The organism is Ruminococcus turbiniformis (assembly GCF_020687545.1).
GTDB classification, from domain to species: Bacteria; Bacillota; Clostridia; order Lachnospirales; family Lachnospiraceae; genus Mediterraneibacter; species Mediterraneibacter turbiniformis.
Window position 1 is genome coordinate 133,576 of the sequence record NZ_JAJEQX010000002.1, and the last position, 13,028, is coordinate 146,603.

At 52.2% G+C, this 13,028-nt stretch carries 10 protein-coding genes; 2 read left to right on the forward strand and 8 right to left on the reverse strand.

Annotated features, from left to right (window positions below; all coding sequences use genetic code 11):
• Positions 1-18 precede the first annotated feature (18 nt).
• From LKD70_RS01875 to LKD70_RS01885, 3 genes are all read right to left on the reverse strand, one after another.
• Positions 19-705 (reverse strand): SDR family NAD(P)-dependent oxidoreductase, encoded by a 687-nt coding sequence (locus tag LKD70_RS01875; RefSeq protein ID WP_227706357.1) that lies wholly within the window; start codon positions 703-705, stop codon positions 19-21.
• Positions 705-1,322: a TetR/AcrR family transcriptional regulator gene (locus LKD70_RS01880; protein WP_227706358.1), complete on the reverse strand. Its 618-nt coding sequence runs from the start codon at positions 1,320-1,322 to the stop codon at positions 705-707. The genes LKD70_RS01875 and LKD70_RS01880 overlap by 1 nt, the downstream gene beginning before the upstream one ends.
• Before the next feature lie 263 nt (positions 1,323-1,585).
• Positions 1,586-2,557 carry an Rpn family recombination-promoting nuclease/putative transposase gene (locus LKD70_RS01885; protein ID WP_227706426.1) on the reverse strand — a complete coding sequence of 324 codons (972 nt, stop codon included), beginning with the start codon at positions 2,555-2,557 and terminating at the stop codon, positions 1,586-1,588.
• 296 nt (positions 2,558-2,853) lie between these two features.
• Here LKD70_RS01885 and LKD70_RS01890 point away from each other — a divergent pair, with 296 nt between their 5' ends.
• On the forward strand, positions 2,854-3,030 hold the full coding sequence (locus LKD70_RS01890; protein ID WP_227706359.1) for a hypothetical protein: 177 nt from the start codon (positions 2,854-2,856) through the stop codon (positions 3,028-3,030).
• A gap of 135 nt (positions 3,031-3,165) precedes the next feature.
• Positions 3,166-4,395: an MFS transporter gene (locus tag LKD70_RS01895; RefSeq protein ID WP_265104711.1), complete on the forward strand. Its 1,230-nt coding sequence runs from the start codon at positions 3,166-3,168 to the stop codon at positions 4,393-4,395.
• Here LKD70_RS01895 and LKD70_RS01900 read toward each other — a convergent pair whose 3' ends face one another.
• From LKD70_RS01900 to mutS, 5 genes are all read right to left on the reverse strand, one after another.
• Positions 4,396-5,658: a BaiN/RdsA family NAD(P)/FAD-dependent oxidoreductase gene (locus LKD70_RS01900; protein WP_227706360.1), complete on the reverse strand. Its 1,263-nt coding sequence runs from the start codon at positions 5,656-5,658 to the stop codon at positions 4,396-4,398.
• Positions 5,659-5,701: 43 nt separating this feature from the next.
• Entirely contained in the window at positions 5,702-7,012 is a 1,311-nt protein-coding gene (locus tag LKD70_RS01905) for a methionine gamma-lyase family protein (RefSeq protein WP_227706361.1), read from the reverse strand.
• A gap of 110 nt (positions 7,013-7,122) precedes the next feature.
• Positions 7,123-8,073 (reverse strand): tRNA (adenosine(37)-N6)-dimethylallyltransferase MiaA, encoded by a 951-nt coding sequence (gene miaA / locus LKD70_RS01910; RefSeq protein WP_227706362.1) that lies wholly within the window; start codon positions 8,071-8,073, stop codon positions 7,123-7,125.
• 23 nt (positions 8,074-8,096) lie between these two features.
• Positions 8,097-10,346: a DNA mismatch repair endonuclease MutL gene (mutL, locus tag LKD70_RS01915; RefSeq protein ID WP_227706363.1), complete on the reverse strand. Its 2,250-nt coding sequence runs from the start codon at positions 10,344-10,346 to the stop codon at positions 8,097-8,099.
• Between the two features lie 33 nt (positions 10,347-10,379).
• On the reverse strand, positions 10,380-13,013 hold the full coding sequence (gene mutS / locus LKD70_RS01920; protein ID WP_227706428.1) for a DNA mismatch repair protein MutS: 2,634 nt from the start codon (positions 13,011-13,013) through the stop codon (positions 10,380-10,382).
• Between the last annotated feature and the right edge of the window lie 15 nt (positions 13,014-13,028).

Genomic DNA, 13,028 nt, shown 5'->3' on the forward strand with positions numbered 1-13,028 from the left:
TTTTTTCATCATTCTTGCTCATTTTGCATCGATACAGCGCATCGTCATCTTTGTCATCAGCTTTCCCATCTTTACCGGGAAAAGATAGCAGACACTCATCTGAAGTTTCTGTACCATGCTGTGGCAGATAACAAACCGTCCGGAAAAGGCATTCTTTGCCAGCCCTCTCCCCACTTTTTCCGGATCTGCCATAAATTCTTCCGGCACCGGAAGGGATACGGAAGACTGCGTCCGCGTAAGCGGAGGATGGACTTTGGTTGACGCATAGGCAGAAATCCCGGCAAATCCTGTCACACCCACGCCGGAACTTGTAAAAATCACTCTGCCGCCTTTCCGCGCCCGCATATGCGGCAGAACGCATTTCGCCAGCCGGAGCGCCCCGTAATAATTCACGTCAAACGCCTTTTCATATACCGAAAGAGCAGCATCTTTCTCCCATACAAACGGGCAGCAGCACGCGTTGTGAACAGCCGCATCCACCTTTCCGAATGTTTCCACTGCCGCATCCACAGCTGATTGAATCTGCTTTTCCTCTCTCACATCTGTCCTGTAAAAGACCAGCCGTCCGGGGAATCTCCGGGCCAGCTTTTCAAGGCCGTCCGTCTCTGTGTCCAGTACTGCCACCCGGTTTCCATCCTCCAGGAACTGCTCCGTCATAAAATATCCGATTCCCCGGCCCGCACCTGTAACAATGATATCCGCCACTATTCTCCCGCCTTTATCTCCGCAAAAAATCTTTCTATATGGTAATATGCCTCTCTTCGGAACATGCCCTTCTTCTCCTCGGTCAGCTCCCCGGCAAAAAGCCATCGCCTTGCAAACATGCTGATCGGGGCATAATACTTAACAGCCAGATAGACGCTGTCCGATTTTGCAATAACTCCCGCCTCCATCAGCATCCGAAACACTTTCCCCTGAAAAGCCAGAGGCTTTTCAAACATCCAGCAGTCGTATATCTCCCGGACTTTTTCATTGCCATACTGTTCAATCTGCAGAAGACGCATCACTTTATTGCAAAAGTCATCCATAAGATAGTTTTCAAAAAAAGCGTCGCACACATTTCTGTAAAAGTTCCCATTTGAAGGAAAAATTCCGCCGTTCAGCCCCTCCTCGAGCCGTTTCATCATCTCCTCCGCTTTTTTCTCAAAAAGAGAGACCAGCTCGTCAAAAACAGCCTGCTTGTTCCTGAAATAATAATAAAGCGTACTTTCCTTGATCTGCACCCGTCCGCAGATATCACGGATTGACACTGCCGAAAATCCTTTTTGAGAAAACAGCTCAAGAGATACTTCGAGTATTCGCTGCCGTGTATTATTCCTCAAAACTCCACCGCCTCTTTTCTAACACTTGTTAGATACATTATATCTAACGATCGTTAGATTGTCAATAAATCACCGGAAGTGCCCAACGGCACAGGCCAGGAATGTAAGCGGTCGCCAAGTCCCCGGCCAGACCCAGACTTATAAGCGCCGTTTCTACAAAATATGGCACCATGAGCTGTACAATCTGTACATTCATGATGCCATTACTTTTATCACCTATTATTTACAGTATTATATTTCCTGTCGTGCCGCTCTCCTGCTGTTCATCTCCCGCTCTCTATTTCTGAAGCAAACTGCTCCATGCTCTTTGCGCGCGCCGCAAGCTTGAGCCATTTTTTCAGCGTGTCCAGATCCTGTTCCTGTCTGAGCTTCTCTTTTATCTCCTCCGGGATGTCACCAAGATCACTCAGGAGATCGGTTATGTCTTCTGCCCGTGCTTCGGCTTTACTGATTCTTCGGGTTTCCTGCACATCATATGCTTCAAAATTCTCAAACAGCATCGTAAAATTCCTCCGTTCGATCTGATCTGTAAATACTTCCACCTCATCTTTTGGAACATTCAGCCGCAAAAGAAGCACTGTAATAATCTTTCCAATCAGTTTCAGGACAGATTCCGGCGAATTTCTGCTCAGATTCTCAAAATACTCTGCCGGTATCTCCTTAAGTTTCTGGAAGTCAGCTGTACTGCGGAGCTTGTCAATTAGCATGATCAGTGAAAGTTCGTCGCTCTTATCCACCAGCTCCTGATTCGTGTATCTTGAAAGCGGAACAACAAGATAGCGGAAGTCCGGAATATACTCTCCCAGCACTTCGTTGAGATATACTTTTTCCCGGAAGTTCGTCGCCGCAGTCCAGTTTCCGATTCCGTCATAAAATACAATTGGAAGAATCGGGGGATATCTGAAACTTTTCTTTTTTGTGATCCCCGTGCATTTTTCTTCCTGCTCCTGCGCATAATCTGTCAGAATCTGTACAATATAGCGCAGAATGCGAAATGCCATATCATGATCCACAGCGGACTGGTGCTCAATCATTGCAATAAGGAACAACGTGTCGCTCTCTGCATTACGGTTGAGATGAATTTTCTTTACGGAGTCAGAATCTCTTCCCTCCTGCCACATCCACAGAAAGCGTTCCGAAATATCCTCTATGTCTTCCGGCTGCACATTTTCCAGAAGCTTTACATCCGTATACCCCCGCAGAAACTGCGCACATAAAATATGATTGTCAAAGATAAGCTTTGCACCGCTGTCTTTCGTCCTTGTGTTCTATATTCTTTTGTCTTTCGTTTTTTCCTCCATATACTTCTCCTTTTCATCTGAAGGAATACATAAAGAATATATGGAGGATAATCAAAATATTTTATGTCTACGCTTTTATTGTAGCAACATGATCCAGGAAAAACAAGCCCGGTTCCTCTCACATATTCACAACGTATTCTGTATTTTCTGGCTGCCTTCCATTTTTAAAAGAGGGAGTTTCCGACGGTTCCATCCGGACCGAATATCCTGAGCAGCTCGCGGAGATGATTGTGCTTCTGACAAATATCTGGATGAATCCCATGATCTTCGGAAGTACGGAGGAAGAAACGTACAAAAAAGTCATGGTATATAATCAGATGATGTGCGGACTTGGACTGGATATCCTTGACGATGAGATGATCGGGCGAATACAGGAACTTACGTCCATCTATCAGAAAAACAAATAAAGGCGGGGATCCTCTGCCCTGCCCGATAAAAATCTGCCCTGAAAAACGGGCAGAAAATTTTCTTCTTTTATACATACCGTCGTGCGGTATTAAAACAAGCTCTTAGAAATGGAGGTTTAACACAAGAATCAGAAACTGTTTTCCCGAGATTTCACACTCGTCGTCATCGGACAGATTATCTCCCTGTTCGGCAATGCCACGATCCGGTTTGTCCTGCCCCTTTATCTGCTGAACCTGACAGGCTCTTCCGCGCTTTACGGAACTGTGACAGCCTGCGCTTTTATCCCTTCAGTCCTTCTCTCCCCCGTGGGCGGAATCATCGCGGACAGGGTAAACAAGCGGAATATCATGGTTGTACTTGACTTCTTTACTTCCGCGGTGATCCTTGTATTTTCTTTCCTTATGAACGGGACTGACATTGTCCTTCTCACAGCGATCACGCTCATGCTTCTGTACGGGATTGCCGGCGCATACCAGCCGTCTGTGCAGGCCAGCATCCCGGCCCTTGTACACGAGGAACAGTTTATGAAGGCAAATTCTGTCATCAACACGGTCAGTTCCTTTTCCTCCCTGATCGGTCCCGCCCTCGGAGGAGTGCTGTACAGCGCATACGGACTCCGGCCGATCCTGTATGTCTGTGCGGTCTGCTTTTTTCTCTCCGCGGTTATGGAAATTTTCATCCACATTCCGTTTCAGAGACAGGAATCCGGCGGCAGTATGCTGAAAACCGCAGCTGCAGATTTCTCAGAGAGCGCCCGCTTTATCCGGAAGGAAAAGCCCGTCATCGGAAAGGCCGTCCTCGTCGTCTGCGGCATCAACCTCTTTCTGTCCGCAATGATTATTGTCGCCCTCCCCTATCTTGTCACCGAGGTGCTGGATCTGGAGTCCGGGATCTCCAACACCCTTTACGGGTTCTCCCAAGGTGCGCTCGCGGCGGGCGGACTGACCGGCGGCATCTGCGCAGGTATATTCTCCCGCAGGCTTTCCTTCCAAAAAGCCGGAAATCTACTGATTCTCTGTGCTGTATGTGTATTCCCCATGGGCGCTTCACTGCTGCTAATTTCCTCCGCCGTTGCAAATTACATCGTAATCACCGTATGCTGCTTTGCCATCATGCTGTTCTCCTCGATTTTCACGGTGCAGATCATGTCCTTTATCCAGGCGGAGACGCCGCAGAATCTTGTGGGAAAGGTGATCGCGGTGAGCCTGACACTCTCCATGTGCTCCCAGCCTCTCGGAAATGCTTTTTACGGCATCTTTTTCGAGCTTTGCAGCCATGCGGAATATGTCCCTGTCATTTTCTCCGGGGCTGTATCGCTTCTGATCGCCGCCGGAGCGGGAAGGCTGTTCCGAAAAGGCCGGTAATTATCTGCTCATCGCCGATACCCCGGAGGCAGCTGCGCCGCCGCGGTCTCCCGCTGCTGCTTTTCCTGCCGCGTGCCCGCTGGCCCACGCCCACTGGAGATTGTATCCGCCGCACATTCCGTCCACGTCAAGGATCTCTCCTGCAAAATACAGCCCCGGCACGATCAGCGATTCCAGCGTCTCCGGATTTACATCCCGGGTATCAATGCCGCCGCAGCACACCTGAGCCTGTTCAAAAGAGTTTGTCCCTGTCACTCTGACGCGGAAATTTTTGATCAGACCGGCAAGGCGGCCAATTTCTACCTCTGTCAGGTCCCCGGCGCTTTTCTCCCGGGATATCCCTGACATTTTGATCCAGAGATCGGATAGCTTCTTGTGAAACAGGCCGATCAGGAACATGGAAGCCGGCTTTTCCGGGCGGGTGTTCGCGCGCGCCTTTAAAAACGCCTCAGTCTGGTCCAAAGTAAAATCCGGAAAGAAATCAAGCACCGCCGTCACCTCCCGCTTTTCGTACAGAAGGCGGGACGCATACCGGCTCACCTGAAAGACCGGGATGCCGGAGATACCGTAGGCGGCAAGCTGAATCTCCCCCCGGTCTCTGGCAACGCACTCTCCGTCTGACCACACAGACACTTCTCCGTCTGCCCTCACACCTGCGATTCCTTTAAAGAATCCGCCCTCGCACTGAAGCTGAACAAGCGCGGGAAGGACCGGAACCATCCGGTGCCCCAGCTGCTTTGCCAGATCGTACCCGGAGCCGTCAGATCCGGTGGAGGGCGCAGCCTTTGAGCCGGCGCAAAGGATCACCCGGTCAGCGCGCACCGTCTTATTGTCTGTCTCTATGGAAAACTGCTTCTTACCCGGACGGATCTGCGTACATTTCACCCCGACTGCAACCTCCACGCCGAGTCGGTCCAACTCCATGCGCAGAGCGTCCAGCACTGCGGACGCCTGGTCGGAGTTGGGGTAGATATAGCCATTCCGGTTCTTTGAATATACCCCCAGGCTGAGGAAAAAGGAGATGCTTAGGCGGGCGTCGAACTTCTCCACGATGCCCCAGGGAAACGCCGGCTGGTCCGAGTGATAACAGATCGGTTCCTGACGGATGTTCGTAAAATTGCATCTCCCGTTTCCGGTGGAAAGGATCTTCTTGCCGATCCGGTCTTTCTGCTCCAGAAGGATTACACAGGCCCCTTCTGAGGCTGCCGTTATGGCTGCCATCATTCCGGAGGCCCCTCCTCCGATGACTGCGACTGTTCTCATGTTCTCTCGCATCCTCCTTCCTTTTCTTTCCGACGGTATTTTCTCACAGAAGTGCCTTCACCTGCTCGATCTTCACCACGCCCGCATCAATCATGCTCTGGAGGGATTTCAGGATGCCGAGCTTCGCGTGATACCACGTAAGTCCTCCCTGAAAATATACGGCGTAGGGCGGCTTGATCGGACCGTCGGCAGAAAGTTCGATGGAAGATCCCTGCACGAATGCTCCCGCAGCCATAATCACATCACTGTCATATCCCGGCATGGCCCACGGCTCCGGAGTCACATAGCTGTCCACAGGCGCCGCGGCCTGGATTCCTCTGCAGAAGGCGATCACTCCCTCTGCCGTGCCCGGCGTCACCGCCTGAATAATATCGTGCCGGGATTCCCTTCCGTTCGGAACAACGGGGAATCCGAGGCGCTCATACACATTTGCCGCAAACACAGCTCCTTTGAGCGCGCCGCATACGACGGTTGGCGCTAGGAAGAATCCCTGATAGAAGGACTGCATAACGCCAAGCGATGCACCCACTTCCTTTCCAAGTCCCGGTGAGGTCAGCCGGTACGCACAGTTCTCGATCAGATCCTCCCGTCCGGCAATATATCCTCCGATCGGTGCAAGCCCGCCGCCCGGATTCTTGATCAGCGATCCAACAATCATGTCCGCTCCCACGTCGCTTGGTTCGATCCGCTCTACAAACTCTCCGTAGCAGTTGTCTACCATACAGATGACATCCGGACGGCGCTCCTTGATAAAGGCGATCAGCTCCCCGATCTTCTCCACCGAATAGCTCGGGCGTGTCTGGTATCCTTTGGAGCGCTGGATCGTCACAAGCTTTGTCCGCTCATTTAATGCCGCCTCGATGGCCGGATAGTCAAAATAACCGTCTTCCAGCAGCTCTACCTGACGGTAAGTGATGCCGTACTCCGCAAGAGAACCTTTGGACGGACGGATACCGATCACTTCCTCCAGCGTGTCATACGGCTTCCCGACCGGCGAGAGAAGTTCATCTCCCGGACGAAGATTTGCCGCGAGGGCAAGAGCAAGGGCGTGGGTGCCGCATGTGATCTGCGGGCGCACAAGGGCTGCCTCTGTGTGAAATGCGGATGCATAGACGGATTCCAGTGTATCCCTTCCCAGATCATTGTATCCGTAACCGCTCACATAGTTAAAGCATGCCTCGCTGACCCGGTTTTCCTGCATGGCCCGGATAACTTTCATCTGGTTATACTCCGCTGTCTCGTCAAATTCACGGAAGCGGTCTCTTAACTCTTCCTCAATCTTCTGCCCGTACTGCCACACTTCCCCGGAAATGCCGAGCTCTTCGTACATGTATCGTGATTCCGTATGTTCCATTTCTGTTTCTTTCTCCTCTCTTGCCTTCCATTCCATCTATACCGTTTCCGCCGCCAGGCCTGTTAAGGCGCACTTTTTCTTCGGCAGCAGACCCGTTTTGCTGCGGGTTCTCAGTTTCCGTACAGTCCCCGTGCTTTTAAATTTTCTATCATAAATTCAAGCAGACGATCCTCATCCTGCCCGATCACGGAGCGGTCCGCCCAGATGACGTCGCGCTCCCGCTTAAACCAGGTGAGCTGCCGCTTTGCAAAATGTCTTGTATCCCGCTTAATCACGCGCACCGCCTCTTCCAGGTCATACGCCCCGTCAAGATACGCGTAGAGTTCTTTATAGCCGAGCCCCTGCATGGCAGTGGAATCCCGTCTTACCCCGCGTTCTTTCAGTTCCCGTACCTCCTCAAGAAGCCCCTGCTCCATCATCAGATCCACTCTCCTGTCGATCCTCTCGTAGAGCCTGCTCCTCTCGTCCGTGAGCACAAAATAGGCGAACTCATAAGGAGATTCCTTCCCCCTCTCCTCCTCATTGTGCTCCGAGATCCTCTTTCCTGTCTGCTGATAAAACTCCAGCGCCCGAATGACCCGCTTCACATTGTTCGGGTGAATCTGCTCCGCCGCTTTCGGATCCCTCTCTTTTAACAGGTCATGAAGATACTCGCTTCCTTGCTCCTTTGCCGTCTGTTCCAGTTCGCGGCGGAAGCTGTCATCCCCATCATTCTCCGTAAAATCAATGTCATAGAGGAGAGCCTGAACATAAAACCCGGTCCCGCCTACCACAAGCGGGATCTGTCCCCGGGCGTAAATCTCCTCCGCCGCCTCCTTTGCCATCTGCTGGAAACGAACCACGCTGAACTCTTCCTCCGGCTCCAGCACGTCCACCAGATAATGGGGCACGCCGTCCATCTCTTCCGGGGTGATCTTTGCGGAGCCGATATCCATATGGCGGTAAACCTGCATGGAGTCCGCAGAAATGACGGAAGCGTTAATCTGTTTTGCAAGGCGAACCGACAGATCCGTTTTCCCAACGGCTGTCGGCCCGGCCAGTATAATCAAAGGTCTTTTCATTGTGTCACCCTCTGCTGTGCGTGTTATACAATCCTTTTGAATTTCTTCTCAAGCTCCCGCTTTGTCATCGCGATGATCGTAGGTCTTCCGTGTGGACAGTGATACGGGTTGTCCAGGGTTAAGAGTTCCCCAATCAGGGCGTCAACCTCCTGTGCGGAGAGCCTGCTGTTTCCTTTCACCGCGGCCTTGCACGACATGGAAGCCACTTTTTCGTCGATCAGATCCGGTGCCATATTCGTGGAAATTCCGTCTGAGAGATCGTCAATCATCTCCATCAGAAGTTCCTTTTTCGCGATACCGAAGAGATTGTCCGGAATAGCGCGGACAGCAAACTCCTCGCCTCCGAACGGCTCAATCTCGAATCCGATCCGGGTAAACCGGTCCATGTGCTCATTTAAGAGCTGTGCCTCCTGCATGGACAGGCTCAGAATGATCGGCGGGCTTAAATACTGGGAGGTGTATTCCCTTGTCTTCATTTCCTTTAATGTCCGCTCGTACAGCACTCTCTCGTGAGCTGCGTGCTGATCGATGATGTAAAGGCTGTCCTGGAACTGGACGAGCCAGTACGTGTCAAAGACCTGGCCGATCAGGCGGTACTCGGCGCGCACTTCGCGCTTTAGGAAGTTCTCTTCAAAGAGATCCATCTGGCGGGGCTTTCCCGTTCCTTCCATCCTGTCGTCCAACTGGGGGGCTTCCGTCTGTCTGTCCGGCTGCACTGCCTTCACGTCTGTTCCCGTGTCCGGCTGCGATGTCTCCACATCTGTCTCCATACCTGACTGCATCATTTCCTGCACTGTCCCGGCACTGGATTCTTCCCGGCTGTCCGGCTGCGCTGCCTCCCCGTGGGATTGCAGCTGTCCGTACGTCTGCACTGCCTCTGTCTGAGAGTCCGGCTGTCCATCCGGCTTCATACCGTAGGACACAGTTTCCCGTATGCGGTCTGCCTGTTCTTTCGGACGGTACATTCCCCCTCTGTCCGCCACTTCCTGGGAGGACATCCTGTTATGATACGCCATGACTCTCTCCCGCATTTTCCGGATGAAATAGTCCTCGTCGCGGATCTCGTCCTTCTCTTCTTTCTTTTCTTGTTTTTCTTCTCTCTTTGCTTCCCCGTTTTTCGTCTCTCCCGATGCTGCAGGAGCCGGGACAGTCCCGTCTCCGGACTTTAATCCGGATCTCGATCCTGGCCTTAAAAGGAAGGGGCTTGGGGATTCCGCTCTTGATCCTGCTTTCGTTTCCGCCCCGGATGCGACCGGATCGGGCACCTCCGCCTTCTGGATCAGTTCCGGTTCCAGAAGCCTCCGGTGAACCGCCTCGTAGACCGTGCCGTATACTTCCTGCTGTCTCTGGAACCTGAGCTCCATTTTTGTGGGGTGGACGTTGACGTCGATCTCCTCGCCGTTTACATGGAAATGCAGTACCGCAAAGGGAAATTTATGCTGCATGGTAAAGTCTTTATATGCGTCCTCAAGAGACTTTGAGATCATGGGGCTCTTTACATACCGGCCGTTTACAAAAAAGTTTTCAAAGTTCCGGTTTCCCCGTGTTATAACCGGTTTTCCGAGATATCCCGTGATCCTTAATCCCCCTTTTTCGTAGTCGATATCCAGAAGATTCGCGGCCACTTCCCGCCCGTATATGCTGTAGATCACGTCTTTTAACTTCCCGTTTCCGGACGTGCGGAGCTTCTCCTGCCCGTTGCTGATAAAGTGAAACGACACTTCCGGGTGAGAGAGGGAGAGATGCATGAGCAGATCCTGCACATGTCCCGCCTCGGTCATCGGCGTCTTTAAAAATTTTCTCCTGGCGGGAACATTATAGAAAAGCTGCCGCACAAGGAAGGTCGTGCCGTTCGGCGCGCCGGTTTCCTCGAGGGACACCTCTTTTCCTCCCTCGATCACATACCGGGTGCCGAACTGTGCATCCTCTGTCTTTGTGATCAGTTCGGTCCTCGTCACCGCGGCGATACTTGAAAGGGCCTCCCCGCGGAATCCCAGCGAGCTGATATGCGTCAGATCCTCCACGCTTCGGATCTTGCTCGTGGAATGTCTTAAAAAGGCGCTTCTCACCTCATCCCCCTCGATGCCGCAGCCGTTGTCCATGACGCGGATCAGAGAAATCCCCCCGTCACGGATCTCCACGGTCACAGAGTCCGCCCCCGCGTCCACGGCATTCTCCACCAGTTCTTTTACGATGGAAGCGGGTCTCTCGATCACTTCCCCCGCTGCGATCTTGTCTATTGTCACCTGATCCAGTACCTGAATATGCGGCATATCTGTCTCCTTTTTTATCCTTCCACTTTTATCCTACCACCGGTTCTTCAGCTTATTCTGCAGGCGGTAAATGGTGTTTAACGCGTCGATGGGCGTCATATTGCCGACGTCCAGATTCTTGAGTTCTTCCAGAACGTCTCCGTCTTTTACGGTATCGAAGAGGGACATCTGCGCCATGTCCACCTCATCGTATTTTTTCATTTTCGGCTTTTTGCCGCTTCCGCGCTCTTTGACTTTGATCTCGCTGACTCTGGCGGTGATATCCTCATCGGCAAGCTCTTCTACGATCTCCTTTGCCCGGTTGATCACAAGATCCGGCACACCGGCAAGCTTGGCCACCTGGATTCCGTAGCTTTTGTCCGCACCGCCTTTTACGATCTTTCTGAGGAAAACGATGTCATCGCCCTTTTCTTTTACCGCGATACAGTAATTGTTTACATTGTCGATCTTTCCCTCGAGTTCTGTCAGCTCGTGATAATGGGTTGCAAAAAGCGTCTTCGCGCCGAGAAGCCGGCTGTCGCTGATATACTCCACCACGGCCCAGGCGATGGAAAGTCCGTCAAAAGTGCTCGTTCCCCTTCCGATCTCATCGAGGATCAGAAGACTCTTTGAAGTGGCGTTTCTCAGGATGTTCGCGACTTCAGTCATCTCCACCATAAACGTACTCTGCCCGGACGCCAGGTCATCCGATGCGCCGACTCTTGTGAAAATCCGGTCAGACAGGCCGATGTTCGCGCTCTTTGCCGGAACGAAAGAGCCGATCTGTGCCATCAGTGCGATCAGCGCCGTCTGACGCATATAGGTGGATTTTCCGGCCATATTCGGACCTGTGATGATGGAGATTCTGTGCTTTTTGTCATCCAGGTATGTATCGTTTGCGATAAACATGTCGTTTGGAATCATCCGCTCCACAACAGGATGGCGTCCCTCTTTGATATCGATCACGCCCTTCTCGTTGATCTTCGGACGGACGTAATTGTTGCGCTCTGCCACAAGGGCCAGGGATGCGAACACATCCAGATTCGCCACCGCCTTCGCCGTCTGCTGAATCCGTTCCACCTCTCCTGCAATTTTGTCGCGGACGCTGCTGTAGAGCTCATACTCCAGGGCATAAAGCTTGTCCTCCGCCCCGAGAATCATATCTTCCAGCTCTTTGAGCTCCGGGGTGATGTATCGCTCCGCGTTTGCGAGCGTCTGCTTGCGGGTATAGTATTCGGGTACGAGATCTTTGTAGGAATTGGTGACTTCCAGATAGTAGCCGAACACCTTATTGTACTTGATGCGCAGGTTCTTGATCCCGGTCTTCTCCCGCTCTTCGTTCTCAAGCTTTGCCAGCCAGTCCTTTCCGTCAGACTTGGCGCGCCTTAACTTGTCCACTTCCTCGTTCCACCCGTCCCGGATAATATTTCCTTCCTTCATGGCGATGGGCGGCTCGTCCCGGATGGCGTCTTTTACCAGAGTGCAGAGATCCTCCAGCGGGTCCATGTCCCCGCATATATTTTTCAGGAGAGTGCTCTCCATATCCTGAAGAATGCAGCGGATCGCCGGCAGCATCTCAAGAGACGTCCGGAATGCGGTCAGATCTCTCGGGTTTGCCGACCCGTATGTAATCTTCGTGATCAGACGCTCCAGGTCGTAAACCGGACCCAGATATTCCCGCATCTCTTCCCTTGCAATGGCGTCTTCCTTTAATTCCGCCACCGCATCCAGACGGAGCTGGATCTCCGCCTTGTCAATCAGAGGCTGCTCCACGTATTTACGCAGCGTGCGCGCTCCCATGGCGGTCTTTGTCTTATCAAGCACCCAGAGAAGGGATCCTCTTTTCTGCTTTTCCCTCAGCGTTTCGCAGAGTTCCAGATTCCTTCTTGTGGAGCTGTCCAGCATCATATATTTTCCCGCTGTGTACGGAGTGATATGAGTCAGGTTGGACAGAGAGTTCTTCTGGGTCTCAAGGAGATAGATCAGAAGCGCCCCCGCGCTTATAATCCCGCAGTCGTAGTCTCCGAGTCCAAGCCCCGCAAAGGAGGATACATGAAAATGTTCCAGAAGTTTCTGCCTGCATACATCATCGTCAAAATACCAGGAATCCAGAGCGTAGATCGTGATGCCGAGCCGCTCTTTCATGCCGTCCAGGTCCATCCCGCTCATGTAAAACGCCTCGTTGCAGATAATCTCGGAAGGAGAGAAACGGTAGATCTCATCCATCAGCTTTGCGCTGTCCGGAATCTCCGTCACAAAATAGTCCCCTGTCGTGATATCCGAGATAGCCACTCCGTAGCGGTCCGCAATGTAGACGATACACATGATATAATTGTTCCTCGTCTCATCCAGCGCCTGTGTGTCAAGATTCGTTCCGGGAGTCACAATGCGGACAACCTCGCGCTTTACGATTCCCTTCGCAGTCTTCGGGTCCTCCACCTGCTCGCAGATAGCCACCTTATATCCTTTTGACACCAGCCTGTTGAGATAGCTGTCCACAGCATGATAAGGGACACCGCACATGGGTGCCCGCTCCTCCTGTCCGCAGTTTTTTCCGGTCAGTGTGATCTCAAGTTCCCGCGATGCGGTCAGGGCGTCATCGAAAAACATCTCATAGAAATCGCCCAGTCTATAGAACAGAATGCAGTCCTGATATTCGGACTTCGTCTCCATATACTGCTTCATCATTGGTGTTAATTCAGC